The sequence below is a fragment of the Humisphaera borealis genome (genome assembly GCF_015169395.1).
GTDB classification, from domain to species: domain Bacteria; phylum Planctomycetota; class Phycisphaerae; order Tepidisphaerales; family Tepidisphaeraceae; genus Humisphaera; species Humisphaera borealis.
In genome coordinates this window covers 239,157-263,737 of record NZ_CP063458.1, presented here as the reverse complement: position 1 = coordinate 263,737, position 24,581 = coordinate 239,157, and the positions used below count along the sequence as shown (strand labels likewise).

Sequence of the window (24,581 nt, the reverse complement as noted above, 5' to 3'; positions counted from 1 at the left end):
TTCAATGGGTCGTGCCCGGCCATCGAGTGCCGACCGTTCCATCGTCCTTCGTCGAACCGTCTGCCGCCACTACCTTGCCGTCCAACGCCAGGTTGAGCAGCAGCACGTTGACACGTGGCTCGCCGAGCAGGCCGAAGGTTCGCATTTCGGTGAACTGCTGGACCAGCGTCCGGACCTTCTCGACAGGAATCTGACGGACTCGGGCGATCCGGGCCACCTGATACTCGGCAGCGGCCGGGCTGATGTGCGGATCGAGCCCGCTCGCCGACGCCGTCACTAGATCCACCGGCACCGGGGCCGTGTTGCCGGGGTCGGCCGATTTCAGCGCGGCGATGCGTCCGGCAACCGCGTCCTTGAGCGCCGGATTCGCCGTGCCGAGATTCGATCCCCCGGAGGCGGCACCGTTGTAGCCGTTGGCGGACGGCCTCGACCAGAAGTACTGCGGCGCGGTGAACGACTGCGCAATCAGGCGGGAGCCGACGGGCTTGCCATCGACATCGATCACGCTCCCCCGGGCTTCGTGCGGGAAAAGCATCAGGCCAAGACCAGCGACGACCAGGGGGTAGATCGCACCAGTCAACACAGTGAAGAGAACCAGAGACACGATGGCAGGACGAAGTTGGGATTTCATATCGGATGCTCCAGTTCCCTCGTTCCATACCGCGCGCGGCAACGGAGGAGGGCATAACACGATCAGACAGCGAGAACGGAGAGGACGATGTCGATCAGCTTGATCCCAATAAACGGCACGATCAGTCCGCCGATGCCGTAGATGAGAATGTTTCGCCTCAGCAGTTGGTCGGCCGGCACGGCGCGATACTTCACGCCTCGCAGCGCCAGCGGAATCAGGAAGATGATGACCAGCGCATTGAAGATGACGGCCGAAAGGATGGCGCTGTTCGGCGTAGACAGTCGCATGATGTTCAGGTTTCCCCAAAGCGCCGGATAGCTGCTCAGGAACGCTGCCGGGATGATTGCGAAATACTTGCTGACATCGTTGGCGATGCTGAACGTCGTCAGCGCGCCGCGGGTCATCAAGAGCTGTTTTCCGGTTTCGACAATTTCGATCAGCTTCGTGGGATTGCTGTCCAGATCGACCATGTTGCCGGCCTCCTTCGCTGCCTGCGTGCCGGTGTTCATCGCGACGGCGACGTCGGCCTGGGCGAGCGCGGGCGCGTCGTTTGTGCCGTCGCCGGTCATCGCGACGAGCCGCCCGCCGGACTGATAGTCGCGGATCAGGCTCAGCTTGGTTTCCGGCGTCGCCTGGGCGAGGAAGTCGTCCACGCCGGCCTCGGCGGCGATTGCGGCGGCGGTAAGGGGGTTGTCGCCGGTGATCATCACCGTCTTGATCCCCATCCGCCGGAGGTCGGCGAAACGCTCCTTCATGCCGCCTTTCACGATGTCCTTCAATTCAATCACGCCGAGTACGCGTCGGCTGTCGGCGACGACCAGTGGCGTGCCACCTTGTTTGCTGATGCCGTCAACCGTCGTTCGCACCGCCGCAGGAAAGTTGCCACTGTGGGCTTTGACGTACGCCTCGACGGCGTCGGCGGCACCCTTGCGGATCTCTCGGTGCGGGCCGCCTTCAGTACCGTCGAGGTTGACGCCGCTCATCCGCGTTTGCGCGGTGAACGGGACGAAGTGCGCATTGATCTCGTGGACGTGGCGCTCGCGAATGCCATGCTTCTGCTTGGCCAGCACGACCACGCTGCGGCCTTCGGGGGTCTCATCGGCGAGCGACGCGAGTTGAGCCGCATCGGCCAGTTCCCGCTCGCCAACGCCTTCGGCGGCGTGGAATGCGACGGCCTGGCGGTTGCCGAGGGTGATCGTGCCGGTCTTGTCGAGCAGCAGGACGTCCACGTCGCCGGCGGCCTCGACCGCTCGGCCGCTCATCGCGATCACGTTCTGCTGGATCATCCGATCCATCCCGGCGATGCCGATCGCCGAGAGCAGCCCGCCGATGGTCGTCGGAATCAAGCAAACCAGCAGCGCACACAGGACCGTGACCGTTACCGGCGTACCCTGCCCCGCCGCCGCGACGCCGAACGTCGAAAACGGCAGCAGCGTGACCGTCGCCAGCAGAAAGACGATCGTCAGCGCCGCCAGCAGGATGTTGAGCGCGATTTCGTTCGGGGTTTTCTGGCGTTTTGCCCCTTCGACCATGGAGATCATGCGGTCCAGGAACGTTTCGCCGGGGTTGACGCCGATGCGGACGACAAGCCAGTCTGAAAGCACACGGGTGCCTCCGGTCACACTGGAGCGGTCGCCGCCGGATTCGCGGATGACCGGGGCCGATTCGCCGGTGATTGCCGATTCATCAACGGAGGCGACACCTTCGATCGCCTCGCCGTCAACAGGAATCAGGTCGCCGGCCTCGGCCAGGACGACATCTCCCTTCCGTAGCGTGGCGGCCGAGACGGTCTCGACCGCCGCGCCGTATCGAGGCTCTCGCAGCTTCTTCGCCGGCGTATCGCGACGGGCGCGACGAAGGGTATCTGCCTGCGCCTTGCCGCGGCCTTCGGCCATTGCCTCGGCGAAATTGGCGAAGAGCACCGTAAACCAGAGCCACGCCGCGACGGCAGCAATGAAACCGGTCGTGATCCCAGTCTCGCCGACGAAGATCAGCGCCGACGTCAGGACGGAGCCGACGAAAACGACGAACATCACAGGGTTGCGGATCTGGTGCCGCGGACTGAGTTTGAGGAATGAATCGGCGATAGCCCGCTTCACGATCGGCGGGTCGAAAAGTTTTCTTGTTTTGATGGACATGTTTTCGTTCCGGGAAAGAGGGAATCACCACGGAGGCACGGAGACACGGAGGGTCACTCGAGGACCGAACGCCGTGGCAATCGCCTGGTTTTGTGCTTCAGTGCGACATCAGTTGCTCAACGATCGGCCCCAGCGCCAGGGCGGGGATGAATGTCAGCGCGCCGACCAGCAAGACCGTTCCAACGATCAGGCCGACGAACAGCGGCGTATGTGTCGGCAGCGTTCCGGTGGAGGTCGGCGTTTGCTTTTTTGCCGCCAGTGATCCGGCCATCGCCAGGACTGGAACAATCAGCCAGAATCGGGAACCCAGCATCATGATGCCGCCGACGATGTTGTAGAGCAGGTTGTCGGTGCCGAGGCCGGCAAAGGCGCTGCCGTTGTTGTTGCCGGTGGAACTTGCCCAGTAGAGGACTTCGCTGAAGCCGTGCGGGCCGCCGTCCTGGATCGCGCCTTTGCCCATGTCCGTGCTGACGGCGATCGCGGCACCGATCAGAACCATCGCCGGGGGGATCAGGATCACCAGCGACGCCATCTTCATCTCATAGGCTTCGATCTTCTTGCCGAGGTACTCTGGCGTGCGACCTACCATCAGTCCTGCGATAAAGACGGCGACGATCGCGAACACAATCATTCCGTAAAGCCCGGAGCCGACGCCGCCAAACACGACCTCACCCAGTTGCATGAGCCACATGGGAATGAGACCGCCCAGCGGAGTGAAGGAATCGTGCATCGCATTGACCGAGCCATTGCTGGCGGCGGTAGTGGCGGCCGCCCAGATCGCCGAGTTGGCGATGCCGTAACGCGTCTCTTTGCCTTCCATGTTGCCACCGGCTTGAAGGCCGCTCGCCGCCTGGTCGACACCGGCAGAGGCCAGCGCGGGCGTGCCCGCCTGTTCGGCGACGGCAGTCAGCACGATCAACGGTACGAAGATCAGCGTCATCGCCGCCAGGATCGCCCAGCCCTGCCGCCTGTCGCCGACCATGACGCCGAACGTGTAGCAGAGCGCAGCGGGGATCAGGAGGATGGCGAGCATCTGAAGGAAGCTGCTCAGCGGCGTCGGGTTCTCGAACGGGTGTGCCGAGTTGACGCCGAAGAACCCGCCGCCATTCGTGCCGAGCTGCTTGATGGCAATCTGCGACGCCGCCGGCCCGACGGCCAGGGTCTGTTCGACGACCGGTTTCCCGTCCGCGCCGTCGGCCGGAGTCACCAGTGTGACCGTGCGATACGGCTCCAGTGTCTGCACGACGCCCTGTGACACCAGCGCCATCGCCAGGATGAAGGAGAGGGGCAGCAGGATATAGAGCGTCGTACGGGTGAGATCGACCCAGAAGTTGCCGATGGTCGTAGCTGTCTTGCGTGACAGGCCGCGGCAGAACGCCACCAGCACGGCCATGCCTGTCGCGGCCGAGACGAAGTTCTGCACCGTCAGGCCGAGCATCTGAGTGAGGTAGCTCAGCAGCACCTCCCCTGAATAGCTTTGCCAGTTCGTGTTGCTGACGAAGCTGATGGCCGTGTTGAATGACAGGTCTGCCTTGACGCCCGGAAGTCCGGCCGGGTTCAGGGGCAGGACACCTTGCAGCCGCTGCAGTGCGTAGACGGCGACCACACCTGCGATGCTGAAAAGCAGCACTGCAAAGGCGTAGGTCTTCCATCCCATTTCTGCGTCAGGCCTGATGCCGCACAACCGATAGAACAGCCGTTCGACGGGGCCGAGCAGACGATCAATACCGAAGAGGGGCTTGCCTTCGTACACACGGGCCATGTACGCGCCGAGGGGCTTCACCAACGCGAGAAGGACGATCACAAAGACGGCAATCTGGACGTAGCTATTCGAGGTCACGAGAACTTCTCCGGCTTGAGCAATGCGATCAGCAGATAAACGAAGAGCAAGCCGGCGGCACAGCCGCCGACGACGTAGAGGGTGGTCATCGTTGGTTTCCCGGGTTGGAGAGGGAGGAACAGAGGTGAACCAGCGCGAATACCGTCGCGAACAACACCGCGATGAGCGCTGCGAACGTCAGGTCGTCCATGGGAGCTCCTTTCAATGGGCTCCCAATATTTACTCAGTCCGACATCAAAGTGACGTCAAGAGTGAGTGCAGGGGTATCAAGAAGGTATCAAGGTGGGGAGATGGGCCGCCAAAAGACGTGTTTTGGAGAGAGATTTTCGAGGCCCTGCCGCGGTGACACAATCCTGCGCGATTCAGTCGTTCCGGTATCGGAGACTCGATGCGGACTGGCGACGACAAAGGTTTCGGCAGCGATCCGGGGTCGCTGGTCTTGCGATATCAGCAGGCTACTTGCCGTAGCAATACAGGTGCTTCTCACCGCGTATCAGCAGTCGACTGGCGACCGGAACGGGTGATGCCACGACGCGTTCGCCCATCTCGGTGGTCGAGAGCAGTTCTAGTTTTCCTTCGATGCCCGCAATGAAGATCACGCCATCTTCCCGGGCGGCGTAGACCTTGCCATCGGCGATCGCCGGGGACGAATAGTAAGACGAGGACGACTTGGGCAGACTGCCCTGCCAGAGCGTTTTGCCGTCGGCGGGATTCACGCATTCGACCTCCCCCTTGTCGCGGACGAGATACACCATCCCCTTGTACGCCGCCGGTGTGGGGACGAATGTGCCGGTGTCTTCGCGCACCCAGGCGCGGTGCGTGTCGGTCACGTTGCCCGCCCCGCCGAGACGAATGCCGTGCAGCCGGCTGCCGCGGCCGTAAGGGACGATCGCCATATCGCCAACGATCAGGTGCGACGAGACGGCCACCCAGTTGCGGGTCTGCTTAGGGTCAAAACCGCCGCACTCCCATAACAGCTTCCCGCTGTCGGCGTCATGGGCGGTCAGGTGCTGTGCGCCCCAAACCAGCAGGGCTTCGCGACCCTGATGCCGATAGACGATCGGCGTGGCGTAGCTGTGATCGCCTTCGACCGGCGTTTGGTAGTTGCGGGCCACTTTCCAGTGCAGTTCCCCGGTCTTCTTATCGAACGCAGCGAGATACGACTCGCCGTTGTGCATCATTGCGACGACGACATCCTTCTCGGTGAGCACCGGCGAGCACCCGTAATCCCAGTAGAGCGTGTCCTTGCCGAAGCGTTCCAGGAGCTTCTGCGTCCAGCGCACTTTCCCATCGAGTTCGACCGCCGCGACGTGACCACTCTTGTACTGCACGTAAACGCCGGTGCCGTCAGTGACCGGCGACGGGTTGCTGCCGGAGCCGTTGCGGTGCTTGCCTGCGCGTTCCGGGCCAATCGTCGTCCGCCAGAGCGGCTTGCCGTCCCAGTCGTACGCCAGAACAGCGTCCTGGCCGTCGATCGGCGCGGTGATGTAGATGCGCTGGTTCCAGACGATCGGCGTCGAGCAGCCTTTGCCGGGAAGTTCGACCTTCCAAAGCAGGGAAGTCGCGTCGAGCTTCGACGGGTAAGTACCGACTTCGTTGCTGCCGATGTCGGCCGGCCCACGCCAGCGTGGCCAGTTGGCGGCGTCATCGGCACGTGCCGTCATGGGCATCAGAACCAGGCCGGAGCTCAACACCCCGGCGATCAGACGGCCGACATTCTTCATCAGCAACGGCATAGTGCATCTCCACTGGCAAGTCATGACCTGAGACCGGCCCTCGTATTCGGAACGTATACCGGGCGTACCTTCTCTCAATTAACCCTTTCAACCGACAATCGTTGAGAAAAACTCGCGCGTTCAAGCCGGAACGCCTGCCTCGATTGGCAAGATCACCCACTGCCGGCACCGCAGCGTTTGTTGCCAAGGGTTCAATGGTTGTGCGATCCCCCACCCGTTCCGCCGGTCTCCAGGAACGCGAGCAGATCCATGATCTCCTCTTTCGTGAGCGGCGAAAGCAGTCCCTGCGGCATCGCCGATTGCTTCGACGGCGTCTGCTTCAAGATGTCCTTCGCGGCGACACGGGTCACGGTCTGTGGGGCGAGCGGGTTCTGCACGAGGTCGATTCCGCCGGCGTCGGATTTGACGATCGAACCCGCCAGTACGTCGCCGTCCTTCAGGCTGATCGTCCAGAGCCGGTAGTTCTCATTCACCTCGGCCGACGGGTCCAGAATTTGCGACAGCAGTTTCTGACCCTTGTATCGCTCGGCGACCTTCGAGAGATCAGGCCCGATCGCGACGCCATGCCCGCCGATCGGGTGACAGACGTTGCACTGTGCCTTCATGTACGCCCGCATTCCCTTGACGGGATCGCGAGCCGCGGCCTTGGCCGATGTCGCATCGGCATCGGCGGCAAGGGTGGCGATAGTCCAATCGGTAGTCTGCGTGGGAGCCTTCCGCGCCGCCAGCAGCGTGGCGGCCTGCGTCGGGTCGTTCGCGACGACCAGCAGACCGTTCATCATCACCCAATGCCCGGGATACGTGCAGACGTACGGATAGATGCCCGGCTCGGCGGGTGCCTTGAAGCGAAGCACATGAATGCGCGACTTCTTCGACGGGCCGACCAGCGGCGTCGCTTGAAGGATCAGGTTCTTCTTGCCGGCGGGAATGAAGTCGGACGATGCGTTGGCAGGGTCTTTCGCCATGTCGTTGGCGGCCATGCCCACTTCCTCCATCGCGTCGGGTTTGACGAGCACCAGGTTGTGATCGGTCGCATCGCCATTGGTGAAGACGATCTTGACCGGTTGGCCGGGTTTGACGATCAGCTGCTCGACGGTGAAACGCATTCGCTCCGGCACGCACCCGATGCGGACGACCGACAGATCGGCCTGCTTGTCGAACGCCACTTGTTCCGGCGTCCTCTTACCTTCGGCAAACTCGCTCGCCTGCGGCTGTGGCTTGACGAGGTCCTGCACGCGGGCGTAGGCGGCGTTGCTCTCCCAGTGCCGCTTTAACGCCTCCGAGCCCAGCGACGACACAAAGGCGTAATCGAGCGCCCCGCCCCGGGGGAGCTTGGCGATGTCGAGCATCGCATCGAGCGCCTCCCTCGTGCCGATGTAGCTTGCCGCTATCGCCGCCTCCATCCGGACAATGCCGTTGGCGTCGTTGGCGGCAGACTTCAGCAATGTGATGGCGTCCGGCATCGCCGAGTGCCAGTAGCGAAGCTGCTGCACCGCCGCCGCCCGCGCGTGGTGGTCTTGGCAGGCCAGCAAATCCCTCAACAGCGGTGCGTTGGTCGCGCCGATACCCCGGTACATCCAGACGGCCTCGATCTGATGATGGCGGTAACGCGGATCGGCCTTTTCGAGTGCGGCCGACCATGCGTCGACCGCCGACTTGACGTCAGCGGCGTTTCGCTCGCGCAGTTCGCGCTTGGCCCAGTACCGGTATCGGTACTCGGGCCGCTTCAACAGCTCGAGTAACTCGGGGGTCGAAGCCCCATCAATCTTCGGTGCCGTCTGAAGTGGCCTGCCCTTGGCCGTCATGCGCCAGATGCGGCCGGACGTGCGGTCACGGCGTTCGTCGCGCAACGCATACTGGGCATGTCCTTTCACCGGGTTGTACCAATCGCAGATGTACATCGCGCCTTCCGGCCCGAAGCCCAGATCGACAGGGATAAAGCTCAGATTCGTCGAAAAGATCAGGTCGCTGACGTACTTTTCTTCAAAGCCGAAATCGCCCTCCACCCACTGGTGATACTCAAGACGGTTCGTCGGCTTGTAGCGCGCCTTGATGAATCCACCGCGCATCTCGTCGGGGAAGGTCGCGAAATCGACGAACTCATGTCCGCACGTGCCGGAGTATGCCTGCAGTCCCCTCGGCGAAGCATGCTGTAGCGGGTACGGCGGGTTGAGCGAATGGAACGCGGCCGCGTAGATCGGATGGCTCGCGACGTGCTGGCCCCAGTCGTCGAACGTGACGCCCCATGGGTTGGTGCTCGGGTAAGTGCCGAACGCCGTTAATCGTTGCGTCCTGGGGTCGTACCGGAACCAGCCGCTGTTCTGCATCCGCACAGGTCCGTACGCCGTCTCGACCTGTGAGTGATGGAAGATCGACTCGCGGAACAGCAGGTCGCCGTCGGGCGTCCAGACGAAATCGTGCAGCGCGTGATGAGAGTCTTCCGTTCCGAAGCCGGTCAGGATGATCCGCCGCAAGTCGGCCTTGCCGTCGCCGTCGGTGTCTTTCAGGAACGTGAGGTGCGGCTGTTCCGACACATACACCCCGCCGTCGCCAAGCTCGAATGACAGCGGAATGTGCAGTTTCTCGGCGAAGACGGTGGACTTGTCGGCCCGGCCGTCCTTGTCGGTGTCTTCAAGGACGACAATCTTGTCGTTGGGCTCTCTGCCGGGGTAGACGTGCGGGTAGGTGGTCGAACAACTAACCCACAGGCGGCCACGCGAATCCCAACGCATCTGGATCGGCTTGGCGGCATCGGGAAAATGGTCCTCGCCGGCAAACAGGCTCACGTCGAACCGCGGATCGATCTTGAACGCCTTCAGCTCTTCGTCGGCCTTGAGCCATTCATTCACACCTCGGCTCTGCTTGGCGGCGGGCATGGGAGGTATCGCGGCGTCGGCAGCGGCGATCGGCGGAACATCTTTGCCGGCGGCCAGCGCCCAGATGCGGCTTTCGCGATTGGCGACCATCGCGTCGAAGTTCCGCATCGCCGGCAGAAAATCGAGGTAGCCGTAATCCTTATTGCGCGAGCCCGTGTAGTAAAAGCTGTTGAGCGGCCGAAACCGGCGCTCGTACTGGCGGTCCTTGTCGGTGACAACGCTCCGGATCGATTCGTTAATCGCCGGCGGGGCTTCGCCTGTCAGTTGCGAGAAGATCGTCTTGCCGAGCAGCGCGTAGCCGGGATCGGTCAGGTGAACGCCGTTGAAGGTAAGGTCGGTCTTCGGATCCGCCATGACGGGGACCGTCGGGGTATAGAGGTCCAGGAATGCGACCTTCTGCTCTTTCGCCACCTCGCGGACGATGTCGGCGTATCGCTTCAGATTTGCGTTGTTCAGATCAGCCGCGGGGACGTTTGAGATATTCTCGGCGGCGATCGGCGACAGCAGGACGATGCGCGGGCCGGTCTTTCTGTTGAATGCCCTGGACTTCAGTCCCGAGACGTAAGCGCCAAGTGTCTTGCGGAAATCCGCCTCCCCCGCTTCCCCCTTGAACGATTCGTTGTACCCGAACGCCGCGAAAATGACATCCGCCTTCTCGTGTGCCAGGTGTTGCTCGGAGTCGGCGAAGTTTTCCGGACGGGGCTGCAGGTCGGCGGTGTCGGCGGGCCAGCAGAGATTGCGGAACCGCAGTTCGAGTTGTGGGAATCGCTGCTGCAGAAGGGTTTCGATATAGCCGTACTGCCGTTCGAACTCGAGCAGGCCGTTGCCGATGAAGGCAATGCGGTCCCCCTTGTTCAGTTTCAGCGGCAGGGACGTTTCGACGGGCGTCGCCGGACCGGGGCGGGCGGCCGATTTCTCGTAGATCCCGTACTGCGTGTAGTCCACGCCGTCGGGACTGACATCAGGCACCGGGGCTGCCGGCTTCGGCTGGGGCCTGGCGGGCCTGTTCTGGGCCGGGGCCAGCGCCGCGACGGCTATCACGCCCCCGGCGGCCAGGGCGATCGTCAGAATCCGCGCGGTGCGATATCGAGCCGTCATGTTCCTCCTGGGAAGCGTTTCCTTTGATACGGCGGCGGACGTCAGCTATTGATGTCTGCTTCACGGCAGTTTAACAGACGGATATCGCACGTACGACGCCGCCGTTTCACACTCGAGAACGCCTATGTCTGGACAACGAAGGGTCGCCGTGCTGGCCGGATCGTCGATGGGCTGGCGCGAGAAGTTGATGCGCGGCATCGCGGCGTTCTCGCACGAGCGCGGCAAGTGGCATGTCTACACAGCGCCCGAGGGCTTCGAAGACTCGATGTTTTTCACCGGCAGCTACAAGTGGGATGGCATCATCGCCCGCGTGACCAGCGGCCGGATCGCACGATGGGTGGCATCGCTCGGCGTACCCGCGGTCAGCATCGGGTCGTTCCGGCCGCCGGGCGATTCCATGCCGAGAGTCAAGGTCGATGAATCCCGACTGATGGAACTGGCCGCTCGACACCTGGTCGACAACGGACTCCGCCAGTTCGCCTATTGCGGCTGGTTCGCCCGAAAAGCAGAGGACCGCGGACCCGCTTTCGGAAAAGCCGTGTCGGCGATGGGGTTCCCCTGTGAGTACTACAGCGACTTCACCAGGCTTGCGGCGGAAGCACCCTGGCAGGCCCGGCAGCGCGATCTGGCTCGATGGGTGAAAAAACTGCCCAAGCCGATCGGCATCACCACCTGGAATCCGGATGTCGCGTGCCAATTGGTGGAGGCGTGCAACCTGGCAAAGGTCGATGTGCCGGGCCAGGTCGCGGTCATCGCATCAGACGACGATCCGATGAAGACCGAATTGACGAGCCCGACCGTTTCGGCGGTCGAACTGCCGGCGATGGAGATCGGCTACGAAGCGGCCGCCCTGCTCGAACGGCTCATGTCCGGCGGTCATCCGCCCGAAGCACCGATCCTCGTGCCCCCGCGGGGAAGCGTGAAGGTGCGGGAGTCGTCTGGCCGGGCGAGCGATGACGAGGTGGATGTGCATCGCGCCGCTCGGTACATCGCGGAGAACCTCCAGCAGGCGATCATGATCGGCCAGGTCGCCGACTCGATCGCGGTTTCGCGGCGGTGGCTCGAGCGGCACTTTCGGCGAGTGCTCGGCCGATCGCCACATGAGGAATTGCGGCTGGCCCGAATCGACGCCGCCAAAAAGCTGCTGCTGGAGACGGACTGGCCGGCGGCGCGCGTGGGCAGACAGGTCGGATTCGTCAGTGCACCCCATTTCAATGCGACATTTCGCAAAGCGGCCGGCGTGACGCCGATGCAATACCGCAGGCGGTATCGGTTGCGGTAAAGCGCCGAGGCGAACGCCTCAGGTCCTGCGATACCACATCTCCAGCATCAGCAGCGTCCAGAGCGGGCCGGAGTGGTTCCGACCCTTCATGTGTTCGGCGATCAGTTGTTCCACGACATTGGCGTTCACCCAGCCGCGCGATCGGCCGGCGGTATCGAGCAGGACATCGTTCAACAGCGACCGCAGCGGACCGCGGAACCATGCCGCCAGGGGAACCGCAAACCCGGCCTTGCGGCGGTGGACAATGCCGTGCGGCAGCAGGTCGGCAAAGGCGCGTTTCAGTATGTACTTGTGACCCGAAAGCCCTTTCAGCCGCCACTTCGTTGGCAGTGAACAGGCCAGTTCGACGACCGACGGATCAAGGAATGGCGAACGACATTCCAGTGCGACGGCCATCGATGCCCGATCCACCTTGGTCAGGATGTCGCCGGGCAGATAGGTCTGCAGGTCGGCGGCCATGTCGGCGGCGGCGGGGTCGGATCCGTTTGTGCCTTCATAGAACCCGGCGAACCAGCGGCGCGGCAGGTCGCGATCAACCGCCGACTTCAGTTCCGCCGACAACAGGTTTGTCAGCACGCCCGGCGAGAAGACCGACATCTGTTCGAGATATGCATCGGACGGGAGGTTCGCCAGGCCGCGCAACACGCGCCTTGCCCGGCCCAGGTCCGTCGTTCGGTCGAGGTTGGCGGGCATCATTCGGCCGAGCATCGCCGCGGCACCGCGACCGCCCGGGATGCGACTGAGTTGACCGGCGATTTTACCTCGTCGATAGCGGCGGTAGCCGCCGAACGCTTCATCGCCGCCGTCACCAGTCAGGGCGACGGTCACGTGCTCCCGCGTCATTTTCGACACGTAGTAGGTGGGGATCGCGGAGGAATCGCCGAACGGCTCGTCGAAGTGGTGCGCCAGCGTCGGAAGAACCGCCAGCGCGTCAGGCCGGACGTGCATCACGTGATGTTCGGTGCCGAACCGCTGGGCAACGATCGAAGCGAACGCCGACTCGTCGAACTGCTTTTCATCGAACGCGATGGTGAATGTCTTGACCGGCCGGGCCTGAAGCTCGTTCATCAGGCCGACGACGATCGTCGAATCGATTCCGCCGGACAGGAAGGCGCCCAGCGGCACGTCGGCGACGAGGCGTTTGCGCACCGCTTCGGACATCCGGATGCGAAGTTCTTTCTCGGCATCCAGCAGCGAGCCCTTGAACGGCTCCGGGCGACGCGGCACGCGCCAGTAAGCCTCGACTGTGACTTCCGCTTCGGTTGCGATCAGCCGATGCCCCGGCGGCAGCTTGCGGACGCCCTTCAGCATCGACCAGGGCGCCGGGATGTAGCCGACGGTGAGGTAGAGCAGCACGGCCTCGGGGTCTACGTCAGCCTTGGCCGTGTCGCCGGTGGTGAGACACTTGAGTTCCGAGCCGAAGCGAAACTCGTCACCGGTCGAAGGCAAAGCCTGACCAGCCGAAGGCGAAGCCTGACCGCCGGCGTAATAGAAGGGCTTTTTGCCGAGAAGATCGACCGCTGCGAAGAGCGTGCGCGACCGCGTATCCCAGATCGCAAACGCGAACATTCCGTTCAGTCTTTCGACCATCGCAGGGCCGTGCTGCTCCCAGAGGTGAACCAGAACCTCGGTGTCGGTGTGCGTTCGGAACTGGTGTCCCTTGGCTTCGAGCTGCGATCGAAGGTCGGCAAAGTTGTAGATCTCGCCGTTGAATACCGTCCAGACGGTTTGATCTTCGTTGGGGAGCGGCTGCGGGCCGGCGGCGAGATCGATGATGCTCAGGCGCTGATGGGCGAGTGCGCAGTGGCCGGGATTGGTGTCGGTGGCGTCCGTCCAGACCCCTGCGGCATCGGGGCCACGGTGTGCGACGGCCCGTGCCATGGCGGCGGCGCGGTCGCGTAACGGCGGCGCATCCGCCGGCACACGTCGCCAACGGATCACTCCGGCGATGCCACACATGCCTGTCGATTGTACAGGAAACCAAATGGCTTGCGGGGTGCCTTAGCAGACTGCTCAGACGCCGGGTATCTCGGCGTCCTGCGGCTCTTCGAGCTCGACCTGCTCGAGCGACACCAGCGCGCGTGTCTGCCGGTCTGTGCCGACCCGCGAAAACTCGACGTCGAGCGCAGAAACCGGCGAGAACCAGGTGCTGCACACCACCCCAATCTCGCCCCGCGACAGGAACAGTTCGGGAATGTCTTTCGTCAGACGTACGACGTCATCGACATGGGGAGTTCGCATAGGTTACCTCCATGAGTTGAGAGTCGAACCGAGTCGGATTCCTTCCCAGAGCCACCGGATTCACTAACTTTACGTCCGGTAAAAGCGGCAATGCAACGATTTTTTCCGCGAATTTTCCGCCACGGTTCCTGGGGAGATGGTCCTCCACCGGGCGTCGGCGCTATGATCCGCGTTCGATGGTCGGCACTTCGATTCGGTTCGCGACCTCCCTCCTGTCCTGGTATGACCGCGCGCGGCGGAACCTTCCCTGGCGTCCCCCTCTCTTGAGCCCCCCACCTGACCCCTACTTCGTGCTCGTCAGCGAGCTGATGCTGCAGCAAACCCAGGTGGCGACGGTGATCCCTTATTTCCACCGCTTTGTCGGGCACCTGCCCACCATCGCCCGACTCGCCGAGGCCGACGAGCAGGACGTCTTAAAGCTTTGGCAGGGGCTTGGTTACTACTCGCGGGCACGCAATCTTCGGCGGGCCGCTCGCATGGTGATGGAGGAATTTGGCGGCAGGTTGCCCTCGTCGGTCGAGGCGCTGACGAAGCTTCCCGGCGTCGGCAGGTACACCGCCGGCGCGATTGCCTCGATCGCATTCGACCAGAAGGCACCCATTCTCGACGGGAATGTGATGCGGGTGATCTGTCGGCTCGATGCAATCGAGGCCGACCCCCGGACCCCCGCGGTCCAGAAGCAGCTCTGGTTGCGGGCAGCCGAACTGTTACCCGATGCGCGGGCGGGCGACTTTAACTCGTCGCTCATGGAATTGGGGGCGACCGTCTGCACGCCACGCGCGCCCAACTGCCTGCTTTGTCCGGTCTCGAAGCACTGCCAGGCCTTGGCGGCGGGTTTGGCCGATCGAATCCCCCCGCCGCGAAAAGCGAAGGTGACGCCCGTCGAACGTCGGATTGTCTTGTGCATCCGTCGCGGCGATCGGTGGCTGATCGAGCAGCGCCCGGCCAAGGGGCGATGGGCGGGACTCTGGCAGTTCGTCACCCGGCCGGACGAACCTCGTGGACCTGCCGCGGTTACTCCCGTGAAGGTCCGGCGGTTCACGCCGCTGGGCGAGGTCCGCCATCAGTTGACACACCGGTCCTATGTCTTCGACGCCAGGGTCGGGATCTCCCTTGGCAACGAAGAGCCGCGGATTGACGGTCCATTCCGGTGGGTTCGGCTCGGTGAGTTGTCGGAACATCCTGTCTCCAAGCCGCAGCTGGAAATCGCCGCCATGCTCGCACGAAGGACGGACGGCGCGTCTTAGAAGGTGTTTGCTCGATACGAAGCGTAACCTGCAAGCACACGACGCCGTCCGTAGGTCAATGGCAACCGACTCTTCCCGCCGTAGGACTTCAGGTTTCGCGCGTCCCGGGCTCGGCAGCAGGTCTTTGCGAGCCGACACCCCGGTTCTGGGTCGTCCAGAAGGCTGGGTATCGGGGTTCCGCCTGCTTGACGCGGTCGCCGGCAATGTGGATGTTTGGCGGCGCAGGTTCACAGGGCCTTCGCCCGAAGCATTAACCGCGAACGCACCTATGGAATCGCCGGCCACTGAACCGTTGGGACTGATCGCCGGTGAAGGGATTTTCCCGTTGCTGGTCGCGCGTGGTGCACGTGCGGCCGGCCGCAAGGTGGTTTGCTGCGCCTTCTCCGGCCATGCCTGGCCGGAACTTCGCGAAGAGTGCGACACCTTCCGCTGGGTCGGCATCGTGCGGATGGGCCAGTGGATTCGCACGCTGCGGCAGGCCGGGTGTCATGAGGCAATCATGGTCGGTCGGGTCGCCAAAAGTGCGATGTACGACCGCTGGCGCTATTTCAGGTACATTCCCGACTGGCAAACAGTCAAACTGGCCGTCCGCGCCCTCCGGCACGACAAACGCCCGCAGGCGGTCCTGCAGGCTTTGGTCGATCATCTCGGCCACCAGGGTATTACCTTGATCGACTCAACCCACTACTGCACGGACCACCTGGTAACCCCCGGCGTGCTGACCCGGCGGCAGCCGACCGACAGCCAATGGGCCGACATCCGTTTCGGCTGGGACGTCTGCCAGACCATCAGTCGACTCGACATCGGCCAGTCGATTGGCGTGGTGGACCGCGACGTAATCGCCGTGGAAGCGCTGGAAGGCACCAACGCCATGATCGAGCGTGCCGGCAAGCTGTGTCGGGTCGGCGGCTGGACGATGATCAAGGTCTCCAACAGCAAGCAGGACATGCGTGTCGACGTGCCGACGATCGGCACGGTAACGATTGAAAAGCTCGCCGCCGCCCGGGCCGGGTGTGTCGTTCTGGAACCCGGCAAGACCATCATCCTGGAGAAGCCGAAGGTGCTGGAGCTGGCCGACCGCTACAAGATCGCCGTCGTCGGGTACGACGCAGCCGCCGGCAACGCCCGCTAGCCGCTACGTTGCAGGCGGGCCCGTGGTCGGGGGTACATCCGATGGGGGCGACGTTTCTCCGAATGACGATCACCGTTCAATTCTTCGCCCTGCTCCGCGACCGCGCCGGTGTCGGCGAAACAAAGGTGTCGCTGCCAGACGGCATGACCGTCGAGCAGGCGGTGGATCGGTTGACCGCGCAGTTCCCGGCGATCGTCGGGGCGGTGTCCCGGATCGCATTTGCCGTCAACCGCGAATACGCAGACGGACAAACCATCCTCCACGACGGGGACGAGCTGGCGCTCATCCCCCCAGTCAGCGGCGGCTGATTACGGCATTGACGCTCCTTCGGATACAACCCACCGCTCATGGAACATTCCGTCGCCTATTCGCAATTCGACCGGATCGAGCTGACGGCAGCCGATCTCGATATCGCCGCGGCACTGGCGTTCGTCGCGTCGCCGCTGGCCGGCGGAATCGACCTGTTCGTCGGCACCACCCGGGCAGAACAGGCCGGCGACGGCCGCGAACTGGTCGCGCTCGACTACGAAGCGTACGTCGAAATGGCGATCGATCGCCTCCGAAGGCTCGCCGCCGACGCCCGGCGGCAGTGGCCGATCGTCAAGCTGGCGATCCTGCACCGCACCGGCCGGGTCCCCGTCGGCGAACCGTCGGTCGCGATCGCCGTCGCGTGCGGACACCGCGCCGAGGCGTTCGCGGCCTGCCGCTGGCTCATCGACACCCTCAAAGCCGACGTACCCATCTGGAAGAAAGAGATCTGGGCCGACGGCGAAGGAACGTGGGTCCATCGCTGATACCCCCGACATGTGACAACGCATCCCAAACCCGTCACAATCCGACCCATGGCGTTCGACATCGTTCAGTTGATCTACTGGCTACTGCTCTCGGCCTGGTTCGGACTGGTCCTCTTCGGTGCGATGGCATCACCGGCCATCTTCAAGACGGTTCAGGAAGCAGACCCCACCCTCCCCACCGTCCTGTCCGTCAACCTCGACGGCCAGCACGGGGCATTGCTCGCGATGACCATCAACGCGCAGATTCTGACCCGACTGCTCTGGCTCCAACTCGTCTGTGCGGGCGGTCTGCTGGTGTCGATCGCAATCCAGTGGTTTCTCGCCGGACGATCCGAGCAGGCGATCTTCATCAACGCGCTACGCTCGGCATTGCTGCTGGCGGCGATCGGACTCCTCATCTACGGCTGGCGAAGCGTCTGGCCGCGAATGGCAGAACAGCGACGAACCTACATCGACAACGCCGACGACCCTGAAGTCGCACTCCCCGCCCGCGACCAGCTCACCAGGCTCTACCGAGAAAGCGAGATCGTTCAACTTGCTCTGGCAACGGTCTTGTCAGCGCTGATCCTGTTCAGCACGTCGATGGGCAGAACCGTGGTCATCACCACGCAGGGATGATTGCCCCCTGCGATGACTGCCGCCCGCCCCATCATTTCCCCGGCAGTTCGTCATTCCGAACCTTTGCTTCCTGCTCCTGGCGGAACTTTCGGAGCTTCTCGCGCAGTTCCGGGTTGGCCGTCGCCAGCATCGCGATCGCCAGCAGCGCGGCGTTCGCCGCACCGGCCTTGCCGATCGCGAGCGTTCCGACGGGAATTCCGCTGGGCATCTGAACGATCGACAGGAGCGAATCCATGCCGTTCAGTGCCGCACTTTGCACCGGCACGCCAAGGACCGGAAGGATCGTTTGCGCCGCGCACATGCCGGGCAAATGGGCCGCCCCGCCGGCACCGGCAATCACGACCTGCAGCCCCCTGGCCTCTGCGGTATTGGCAAACTCCTTCAGCCAGTCGGGGGTGCGGTGTGCCGAAACGATGTGGCATTCATGGGGCACACCGAATTTCTCGAGCATCTCGTGCGCGTGGGACATCGTGTCCCAATCGCTCTTGGAGCCCATGATGACGGCGACGAGTGAGGAGTTTGCGTTGTGGGGCATCGGTTGTAGGGGCCGCGAGGTGGACGCAGGGCACCGGGTATTCGATATCAATCCAGACCAACGAACCAAGGGCGTATGACGGGGCGTATGACGGAAACCGCGCGCCGCAGGCCCGGGCAGCCGGCGACCGGAAGTCTTTTTGTCAGACACAACCGTTGCAGCACTTTCGTTTACGGCAAACGATCCTACCATCTGTCGCCCCATGACCGAAGCCGCCGGCATTTTCGAGCAGGTTGTGTCGTTCGACCCGACGGTCGATTTCGACGCATTCCTGAAGCAGGTGCCGGCAAAGGGTGCGGTCTACCTCCTGGCCGACGAAGCCGACCTGCCGGTCCAGCTTCTGTGCGTGAAGAATCTGCGCGTCAGCCTCAAGCGCCGGCTCGGCCCGCCCGAGCCCGGCGCACTGCCCAGCAAGCGCATCGACTACCGCGACCTGGTGCGGCGGATTCACTTTCGCAGGATCGACAGCGACTTCGAAGCCGACTGGACCTATTACGAAGCCGCCCGGCGGCTCTTTCCCAAAACCTATCAGGGCATGGTCGGCTTCCGCCCGGCGTGGTTCGTTCATATCGACCCGGCGGCGACCTTTCCGCGCTACACCAAGACCGTCGACATCAGCGGAAGGACGGGCGTCCACCTCGGCCCGCTCGAAGACAAACACGCCGCCGCCCGGCTGATGGAACTGGTCGAAGACGCGTTCGACCTGTGCCGCTACTACCACATCCTGGTCGAAGCCCCGCACGGCAAGGCGTGCGCTTACAAGGAGATGGGCAAGTGTCCCGCGCCGTGCGACGGCAGTGTCAGCATGGAGTCCTACCGGAAGGTGGTCGACTGGAGCCTGCGGACGCTGATCGACCCGCGGCCGCTGATCCGCGACCAGGAATCGCGCATGAAAGCCGCCGCGGCGGAACTTCGGTTCGAGTCCGCGGCGAAGATCAAGCAGCACATCGAGCAGTTATCGCAGCTCGGCAAAGGGCCGTTCCGACACCTGCGCCCACTGCCTGATTTTCGGTACCTCTGCCTGCAGCACGGCCCCAAAACCGGCTCGGCGAAGGTCTTCGTAGTGACACCCGGTTCGATCGATCATATCGCCAGCCTGATCGACGCGCCGGTGACGGCGCCGAGCCTTCTGCGACTCGTCTTCGAGCAGGCCGAACGCCCCACCCCGTCGCCGCCTTCCCTGGAAGACACCGAGCGCATCGGCGTCGTGAGCCATCATCTGTTCACTGCCAAATCACACCACGGCGTCTTCCTGCCCCTGGCCGATGTCGAGGACAAGACACTGGCCCGGGCATACCGCGACCTGATGAAGCAGAAGCGGCCGGAGGAGTTCGACGGGGAAGGGATCGTCAAGGAATTGCAGGGAATCGAGTGACGTCCCGTCGTCTGCCGTTGCTACAATGACTGACCATGTCTGCGATGATTCGATCGATCGTCCTGTTCCTTCTCATCGCACCGATCGGGCTCCTGGCCGATACGCCGGCTCAGCCGGCCGAGCAGCGGATTGTCGTCACCGAGCCGGAGATTGTGCTGACCGGGGCCACGCCGGAACAAGTCAAACATCTCAATACCTATCTTCCGGCCGAACGACGCTTCGAAGCGAGCCTCCGGCAAGGCGCTGACGACGACCACTGGCGGTTCTTCCGCACATCGTTCGCGTCGCCGGTCCAAACGCCCTGGGCGCAGAACAACACCGTTCCCGGCGAGCTTTACCTGCCCAAGAACATGACCGGCAAAGTTCCCGGTGCGATCGTGCTCGACATCATGGACGGCTCGGCGCTGGTGCCGCGCGGCATCGCCAGGGGATTGGCCGAGCAAGGCGTCGCCGCGATCTACATTCCCATGGCGTGCTACGGCGTTCGGCGGCCCGCCGACGGGGCACACTTCAAGTACTTCGCCGAGCACCCCGAGAAGACGCCCGATAACCTTCGACAAACCGTCATGGACATCCGCCGGGCCAAGGCGCTGCTGGCTTCGCTTCCCGAGGTGGATGCCGGACGAATCTCCATTACCGGGGTCAGCCTCGGCGGCATCATGACGTCGCTCGCGGCCGGTGTGGATGGCACCTTCTGGCGCGTAGTGCCGATTCTTGCCGGCGGGGATATCGCGGCGATCTGCTTCCACGACGCACGTGAAACCCGGCGCATCCGCCAGGCGTGCGAAGCCAAGGGGATCGACCAGGCCCGGCTTGCCGAGATTCTTCGCCCCGTCGATCCGTTGACCTTCGCCAGCCGAATCGACCCCCGCGGTTGCCTCATGATCAACGCGGTGCGCGACGAAGTGATCCCCCCGGCCACCACCGCCGCGTTGCGCAAAGCCATTGGCATGCCGCAGATGCTGACGATCCCCGTCGGGCATTACGGGGCCGTGTTCTTCCTGCCCAACATCCGGCAGCGGACGATTGACTTCATCCTGGGCAAGAAGGTGGAAAAGATCGATTTCACCCCAGAGAAGCCGTAACTATTGGCCGGCGATCCGGCTGGCCGATAGAGCCCTGAAGACTAACCGTCGGAGGGCCAGATGCCGGACCGCGCCATTCATTGCCCGTTTCTCAACCGCTCCGACACTCGTTGTTCGTCCCACTTTTCGCTGGACCACCTGAGCGATGCCTTCGAGCAGTGCATGGACGCGTACCAGAACTGCCCGGTCTATCTTGAGCTTCTCGCCGAACGCCGCCTGCGGCGCGGGGAACCGGTGATGGCGCAAGTCTCAAGGCGACCGGGCGAACGAACAGTCGTTCACCGTTCGAGCCGGTCCGATGGCAAAACCCCAGACGTCACGATCGTCCCCCTCACGCTCGCCGGACGAGCCGCCTCCGACCTGGTCCGGCGAAGCGCCGCCCCGCACCACGCGTAAGAAGCCGAAACAGCCGGTCACCACCACGCGGAGCACGCAGCCCACCCTGCGGCTCTTCCTTATGCACCTGGCCGCTGAGCGCGGCCTAGCGGAGAACACGCTCCATGCCTATCGCCGCGACCTGGAAGACACCGACGACTTTCTCACCGCCCGCGGCCTGAACTTTCTCTCAGCATCGGCCGACGACTACCGCGCCTATTTGCAGGACCAGAGCCGGCACGGCCAGTCCACCCGCACCGTCGCCCGGCGGTTGGCGGCGCTGCGCGTCTTCCTGCGGTTCCTGATCGCAGAGGGGCACGACCGCGACGGCATCCTGCAACAACTGGAACGGCCCAAGCCCGAAAGCTCGCTCCCCAAGGTGCTGAGCCGGGCGATGGTGAATCAGCTCATCGCGTCGCCTGATCCGAAGTCCACGCTATTCTGGCGCGACGTCGCGATCCTCGAACTTCTGTACGCGAGCGGCCTGCGGGCGACGGAACTGTGCGAGCTGAAGCTGCGCGACCTGAACCTTCAGGTGAACTGCGTGAGGGTCATCGGCAAGGGGAACAAGGAGCGGATCGTCCCGCTGGGCAAAGCCGCCCACGACGCGCTGACAAGCTACCTGATGGAATGCCGCCCGAAGCTGCAGAAGTCGCCGCGCGAGGAGGCGTTCCTCAGCCGCACCGGTAAGCCACTGGATCGCATCGCGCTCTGGATGCTCGTCGAACGGTACGGCCGAAAGAGCGGACTGCTGAAGCGCATCTCACCCCATACCCTGCGGCACTGCTTCGCGACCCATCTCATCAGCGGCGGAGCAGACCTGCGCGTCGTCCAGGAGCTACTGGGCCACAGCGATATCGCCACAACGCAGATCTACACGCACGTGGACCAGGACCGACTGAAGTCAGTTCACAAGAAGTATCATCCGAGGGGGTGAGGGGAAGAGGATTGAAGATTGAGGATGGAGGATGGCGCGGACATTGCCTCGCTCTGTCAAAGCCAAGAATTAAAAGTGGGTGCCATGGGCTGGCGTAGTCGCCTGCCCGTGGTTTCGCGCGAGGAACGTCGTACCACGGGCAGCGGAGTACCGCAGCCCATGGCACCCAATCCAGGCTCTGTCTGATAACCCCAGTTGTGTGCCATGCCCACGCCGGGCTGAGGCATTGGACCTTCTGAATCGTCCCGCGTGGGCATGGCACACGAATCGAGTTTTCAGACAGAGTCTAAATCAAAATCAAGGTGTGACAGAGCACAAGGCATCCCCAACGCCGCCACCCTCGATCTTCCATCCTCCATCCTGCCATCTCACGCCACATGTTCCATGACGACATCGATCTCGTCTTCGTCGCACTCGGGAATGTGGTGGGTCTGAAGGCAGAGCGCCAGGAAGATGTGGCGCAGGCGGTCCAACTCGGTGGTTTCGATGAACTGAGGCGTGAAGTCGATGGGGAACGTGGCGCGGACATCAGACAACCGCCGGGCGATCGTCTGGCGATCCATCCGGGCCACCAGGCAGAGCAACTCTTCGACTTGCTGGGCGTGCAACATGGACTCTCCCGACAGGACTCTCGCCTGAGGCGTGTCGGCCCGGGCTTTCTTCGCCCGCGCCTGTTTTAATAGACACGACTTTCCGCCTCGCGTTGGGCAACCGGGAGGAATCCGATCAGGCGTGCACGTCGATCACGATCCCTCTGTGACGAATATCGGGATGATGACGGATCACCTTGATCGGCCTTCGAATTGGCTCGTCGTGTTCGACCGGCGGCAGTGATTTCCAGACCGCCGGCACGCCGGCGACCTTCGCGACGCTATCGACTTCGACCGACGGCACGACCGCAGTGCACGCATTGTGCTGCTGCTCCAGGCCGACTTCGTACCGGACGGTGTAGTGGATCGTCCGAGGCTCGTACTTCGGCGTCGGGTGGATGTGCGGCCGGGGTTCATACCGCGGCCCGGGGTGGAAGTGCCGGCGGTCTTCGAAGCGCGGGTTCGGGGCCGGGCCGAGTCCCGAGGCCGGTTGACCCCTGCCCGAGGCGATATCCGCGGCCAGCATCGCGCCGCGAATCGAGCGGACCACGCCCAAGTCGAAGGTCGCGATGATCAGGCTGGCCGTGTCCGCAGGACTCACGGCAATGCCAGAGCAAACCGGGCGTATGCCGCCGGCGGCCGAGCACAAACGGGCGACGAGAAGCCGCGAACTTGAGGGGGAATTCAGGGAATTTGAAGGAATCGATCGCCAGAAGGGCGATCGATGTCAGCCGTTCCGTTTATGACGGATGATGCGTTAAAGCATCAAACAGGCCTGTCGGAGGGTGACGAGCGTTCGAGCGTGTTGCCGGCAGGCAACGCAAGATCGGGCAAGCGGATCGCTTGGACAGCATTATTGTGGTGCGGGCTTTAGCCTGCACCCGAATGTGCAGGCTGAAGCCCGCACCACAAATCCTAGTTAAAGCGAGTCGGCGGGCGACGGCGCTGGGTGGCGGCGCGGGCGCGGGCGGCGCGCCAGTCGAGCGGCTTGCCGTCGTCGGGCTCGCCGAAATTGGGGTCCGGGCCGTCTTCGGATTCGTCATCGGCGTGCGATGACTCCGGAGGAGGAAGCGATGGCGTGAACCGCGCTCGGCCCTTGGGCTTTGCCGACCCCATCGCCATCACGCGTTCGACCGGAATGACGCACTCGACCGGGACGGCGTAATCGAGCGGTACGACACCCTCTACTGGTACCGCACCCTCTGCTGGTGCGACAAACTCAACGGGCGAGACGACATCAACAGGCGGGACGACATCCACTGATGCGACGAGATCGGCCGTCGATTGCGGAACGGCGTCAACGCTGTCGCTGGCGGCGGCCGGGGCCGCGACCAGATCAGAAACCAGCTCCGCAGCGACTGCCTCGGCTTCTTCGATCGCGCCGGCGGGGACGAAGGTCATCGGGGCCGGGACCGGCTTGCGGATCGGCGGCGGCGCGAGTTCGCAGCTGTCGGGAGCGACATCCACCAGCATGAACCCGTAGTCCAGCTTGGAGACCACCGCGCCGGCGCGGATCTCGCCCATCACCTGTTCCAGCGGCACACCCCACAGCTCTGCCGCCAACGTTGGTACAACCCAGCATGACATAGGCACGCCCGTTCTCAGGACCTCGCCCGGACATGCAGCAGTCTGCGACCGGGACAAGGAGGCTCATCGGCCCTTGTTTCGGCCCTGCTTGAGGGGTTTTAAGCTGTATGTGAACGCCCGGTAAGGCCGCCTCGTCCGGTCCGATAACTGTCGCCGTGCCAGTGTCAGACAACTACCGGTTCAGATTGCAGGCTGCTCTGAAACCTGCATGTCAGCGATCAGGCCGGGTAAAGCCGCACAGAGCGACGTCGGCCCGTGGAATGCGGATGCAACCCCCCTGCTCGCGCGGCAAACCTCTCGCTGTTTTGGGTTGCATTTTTTCGCCCGCGACTTAACATATACCGTACAAAATCTGACTTGCCCGCCTGCGGATGTCTTCGTTGAAGACCGGCGGCAATCTCGCTTCGCGCGCCGCCCGACGGGTGTGGTCTGTTGGACCGGCGTGTACTCCGCGGAGCACGACG

21 protein-coding genes are annotated in these 24,581 nt (G+C 63.5%); 9 read left to right on the top strand and 12 right to left on the bottom strand.

The window, feature by feature from the left end; translation table 11 throughout:
* Position 1: 1 nt before the first annotated feature.
* The 6 genes from kdpC to IPV69_RS01040 form a co-directional block, all read right to left on the bottom strand.
* Positions 2 to 631, bottom strand: a complete 630-nt coding sequence (kdpC, locus tag IPV69_RS01065; protein WP_206293059.1) for a potassium-transporting ATPase subunit KdpC — start codon at positions 629 to 631, stop codon at positions 2 to 4.
* 62 nt (positions 632 to 693) lie between these two features.
* The gene (gene kdpB / locus IPV69_RS01060; protein WP_206293058.1) at positions 694 to 2,769 is read right to left on the bottom strand and encodes a potassium-transporting ATPase subunit KdpB; all 2,076 of its coding nucleotides are present in this window, start codon (positions 2,767 to 2,769) and stop codon (positions 694 to 696) included.
* 97 nt (positions 2,770 to 2,866) lie between these two features.
* A complete protein-coding gene (gene kdpA / locus IPV69_RS01055; protein WP_206293057.1) occupies positions 2,867 to 4,609 on the bottom strand; it encodes a potassium-transporting ATPase subunit KdpA in 1,743 nt (580 codons plus the stop codon).
* On the bottom strand, positions 4,606 to 4,698 hold the full coding sequence (gene kdpF / locus IPV69_RS01050) for a K(+)-transporting ATPase subunit F (RefSeq protein WP_206293056.1): 93 nt from the start codon (positions 4,696 to 4,698) through the stop codon (positions 4,606 to 4,608). The genes kdpA and kdpF overlap by 4 nt, the downstream gene beginning before the upstream one ends.
* A gap of 366 nt (positions 4,699 to 5,064) precedes the next feature.
* Entirely contained in the window at positions 5,065 to 6,345 is a 1,281-nt protein-coding gene (locus tag IPV69_RS01045; RefSeq protein ID WP_206293055.1) for an outer membrane protein assembly factor BamB family protein, read from the bottom strand.
* Positions 6,346 to 6,536: 191 nt separating this feature from the next.
* On the bottom strand, positions 6,537 to 10,319 hold the full coding sequence (locus IPV69_RS01040; protein ID WP_206293054.1) for a PVC-type heme-binding CxxCH protein: 3,783 nt from the start codon (positions 10,317 to 10,319) through the stop codon (positions 6,537 to 6,539).
* 124 nt (positions 10,320 to 10,443) lie between these two features.
* On the opposite strand from IPV69_RS01040, the gene IPV69_RS01035 reads away from it, so the two are divergent.
* A complete protein-coding gene (locus IPV69_RS01035; protein ID WP_206293053.1) occupies positions 10,444 to 11,601 on the top strand; it encodes an AraC family transcriptional regulator in 1,158 nt (385 codons plus the stop codon).
* An 18-nt stretch (positions 11,602 to 11,619) separates the two neighbouring features.
* Here IPV69_RS01035 and asnB read toward each other — a convergent pair whose 3' ends face one another.
* Both asnB and IPV69_RS01025 read right to left on the bottom strand, forming a co-directional pair.
* Positions 11,620 to 13,560 carry an asparagine synthase (glutamine-hydrolyzing) gene (asnB, locus tag IPV69_RS01030; protein WP_206293052.1) on the bottom strand — a complete coding sequence of 647 codons (1,941 nt, stop codon included), beginning with the start codon at positions 13,558 to 13,560 and terminating at the stop codon, positions 11,620 to 11,622.
* A 54-nt stretch (positions 13,561 to 13,614) separates the two neighbouring features.
* Complete coding sequence (locus tag IPV69_RS01025) at positions 13,615 to 13,842, bottom strand: DUF4926 domain-containing protein (RefSeq protein ID WP_206293051.1); 228 nt, start codon at positions 13,840 to 13,842, stop codon at positions 13,615 to 13,617.
* A 176-nt stretch (positions 13,843 to 14,018) separates the two neighbouring features.
* Here IPV69_RS01025 and mutY point away from each other — a divergent pair, with 176 nt between their 5' ends.
* The 5 genes from mutY to IPV69_RS01000 all read left to right on the top strand — a co-directional run bounded on the left by mutY (position 14,019) and on the right by IPV69_RS01000 (position 17,633).
* The gene (mutY, locus tag IPV69_RS01020) at positions 14,019 to 15,089 is read left to right on the top strand and encodes an A/G-specific adenine glycosylase (RefSeq protein ID WP_206293050.1); all 1,071 of its coding nucleotides are present in this window, start codon (positions 14,019 to 14,021) and stop codon (positions 15,087 to 15,089) included.
* A 268-nt stretch (positions 15,090 to 15,357) separates the two neighbouring features.
* Positions 15,358 to 16,221 carry an LpxI family protein gene (locus IPV69_RS01015; RefSeq protein WP_206293049.1) on the top strand — a complete coding sequence of 288 codons (864 nt, stop codon included), beginning with the start codon at positions 15,358 to 15,360 and terminating at the stop codon, positions 16,219 to 16,221.
* Between the two features lie 62 nt (positions 16,222 to 16,283).
* A complete protein-coding gene (moaD, locus tag IPV69_RS01010) occupies positions 16,284 to 16,529 on the top strand; it encodes a molybdopterin converting factor subunit 1 (protein WP_206293048.1) in 246 nt (81 codons plus the stop codon).
* A gap of 39 nt (positions 16,530 to 16,568) precedes the next feature.
* The gene (locus IPV69_RS01005; RefSeq protein WP_206293047.1) at positions 16,569 to 17,015 is read left to right on the top strand and encodes a molybdenum cofactor biosynthesis protein MoaE; all 447 of its coding nucleotides are present in this window, start codon (positions 16,569 to 16,571) and stop codon (positions 17,013 to 17,015) included.
* Between the two features lie 48 nt (positions 17,016 to 17,063).
* The gene (locus IPV69_RS01000; RefSeq protein WP_206293046.1) at positions 17,064 to 17,633 is read left to right on the top strand and encodes a hypothetical protein; all 570 of its coding nucleotides are present in this window, start codon (positions 17,064 to 17,066) and stop codon (positions 17,631 to 17,633) included.
* A 31-nt stretch (positions 17,634 to 17,664) separates the two neighbouring features.
* On the opposite strand, the gene purE is transcribed toward IPV69_RS01000, so the two are convergent.
* Complete coding sequence (purE, locus tag IPV69_RS00995) at positions 17,665 to 18,168, bottom strand: 5-(carboxyamino)imidazole ribonucleotide mutase (RefSeq protein ID WP_206293045.1); 504 nt, start codon at positions 18,166 to 18,168, stop codon at positions 17,665 to 17,667.
* A 202-nt stretch (positions 18,169 to 18,370) separates the two neighbouring features.
* Between purE and IPV69_RS00990 the strand changes: the two genes are divergently transcribed.
* The 3 genes from IPV69_RS00990 (at position 18,371) to xerD (ending at position 21,940) form a co-directional block, all read left to right on the top strand.
* Entirely contained in the window at positions 18,371 to 19,543 is a 1,173-nt protein-coding gene (locus IPV69_RS00990; protein WP_206293044.1) for a UvrB/UvrC motif-containing protein, read from the top strand.
* A gap of 35 nt (positions 19,544 to 19,578) precedes the next feature.
* Positions 19,579 to 20,628 (top strand): alpha/beta hydrolase family protein, encoded by a 1,050-nt coding sequence (locus IPV69_RS00985; RefSeq protein WP_206293043.1) that lies wholly within the window; start codon positions 19,579 to 19,581, stop codon positions 20,626 to 20,628.
* 298 nt (positions 20,629 to 20,926) lie between these two features.
* Complete coding sequence (gene xerD / locus IPV69_RS00980; protein ID WP_206293042.1) at positions 20,927 to 21,940, top strand: site-specific tyrosine recombinase XerD; 1,014 nt, start codon at positions 20,927 to 20,929, stop codon at positions 21,938 to 21,940.
* 368 nt (positions 21,941 to 22,308) lie between these two features.
* Here the strand turns inward: xerD and IPV69_RS00975 are convergent, their stop codons facing one another.
* The 3 genes from IPV69_RS00975 to IPV69_RS00965 all read right to left on the bottom strand — a co-directional run bounded on the left by IPV69_RS00975 (position 22,309) and on the right by IPV69_RS00965 (position 24,117).
* A complete protein-coding gene (locus IPV69_RS00975; protein ID WP_206293041.1) occupies positions 22,309 to 22,551 on the bottom strand; it encodes a hypothetical protein in 243 nt (80 codons plus the stop codon).
* A gap of 115 nt (positions 22,552 to 22,666) precedes the next feature.
* Entirely contained in the window at positions 22,667 to 23,131 is a 465-nt protein-coding gene (locus IPV69_RS00970) for a hypothetical protein (RefSeq protein WP_206293040.1), read from the bottom strand.
* A gap of 314 nt (positions 23,132 to 23,445) precedes the next feature.
* Positions 23,446 to 24,117: a hypothetical protein gene (locus IPV69_RS00965; protein WP_206293039.1), complete on the bottom strand. Its 672-nt coding sequence runs from the start codon at positions 24,115 to 24,117 to the stop codon at positions 23,446 to 23,448.
* Positions 24,118 to 24,581 lie beyond the last annotated feature (464 nt).

Coding starts and splice junctions, on each gene's coding strand:
- IPV69_RS01015 (WP_206293049.1), top strand. CDS start 15,358: ATGGAATCGCCGGCCACTGAACCGTTGGGACTGATCGCCGGTGAAGGG.
- asnB (WP_206293052.1), bottom strand. CDS start 13,560: ATGTGTGGCATCGCCGGAGTGATCCGTTGGCGACGTGTGCCGGCGGAT.
- IPV69_RS01045 (WP_206293055.1), bottom strand. CDS start 6,345: ATGCCGTTGCTGATGAAGAATGTCGGCCGTCTGATCGCCGGGGTGTTG.
- kdpC (WP_206293059.1), bottom strand. CDS start 631: ATGAAATCCCAACTTCGTCCTGCCATCGTGTCTCTGGTTCTCTTCACT.
- mutY (WP_206293050.1), top strand. CDS start 14,019: ATGGTCGGCACTTCGATTCGGTTCGCGACCTCCCTCCTGTCCTGGTAT.
- IPV69_RS01040 (WP_206293054.1), bottom strand. CDS start 10,319: ATGACGGCTCGATATCGCACCGCGCGGATTCTGACGATCGCCCTGGCC.
- xerD (WP_206293042.1), top strand. CDS start 20,927: ATGGCAAAACCCCAGACGTCACGATCGTCCCCCTCACGCTCGCCGGAC.
- moaD (WP_206293048.1), top strand. CDS start 16,284: ATGACGATCACCGTTCAATTCTTCGCCCTGCTCCGCGACCGCGCCGGT.
- IPV69_RS00990 (WP_206293044.1), top strand. CDS start 18,371: ATGACCGAAGCCGCCGGCATTTTCGAGCAGGTTGTGTCGTTCGACCCG.
- purE (WP_206293045.1), bottom strand. CDS start 18,168: ATGCCCCACAACGCAAACTCCTCACTCGTCGCCGTCATCATGGGCTCC.
- kdpF (WP_206293056.1), bottom strand. CDS start 4,698: ATGACCACCCTCTACGTCGTCGGCGGCTGTGCCGCCGGCTTGCTCTTC.
- IPV69_RS01035 (WP_206293053.1), top strand. CDS start 10,444: ATGTCTGGACAACGAAGGGTCGCCGTGCTGGCCGGATCGTCGATGGGC.
- IPV69_RS00975 (WP_206293041.1), bottom strand. CDS start 22,551: ATGTTGCACGCCCAGCAAGTCGAAGAGTTGCTCTGCCTGGTGGCCCGG.
- IPV69_RS01000 (WP_206293046.1), top strand. CDS start 17,064: ATGGCGTTCGACATCGTTCAGTTGATCTACTGGCTACTGCTCTCGGCC.
- IPV69_RS00965 (WP_206293039.1), bottom strand. CDS start 24,117: ATGTCATGCTGGGTTGTACCAACGTTGGCGGCAGAGCTGTGGGGTGTG.
- kdpB (WP_206293058.1), bottom strand. CDS start 2,769: ATGTCCATCAAAACAAGAAAACTTTTCGACCCGCCGATCGTGAAGCGG.
- IPV69_RS01025 (WP_206293051.1), bottom strand. CDS start 13,842: ATGCGAACTCCCCATGTCGATGACGTCGTACGTCTGACGAAAGACATT.
- IPV69_RS00985 (WP_206293043.1), top strand. CDS start 19,579: ATGTCTGCGATGATTCGATCGATCGTCCTGTTCCTTCTCATCGCACCG.
- IPV69_RS01005 (WP_206293047.1), top strand. CDS start 16,569: ATGGAACATTCCGTCGCCTATTCGCAATTCGACCGGATCGAGCTGACG.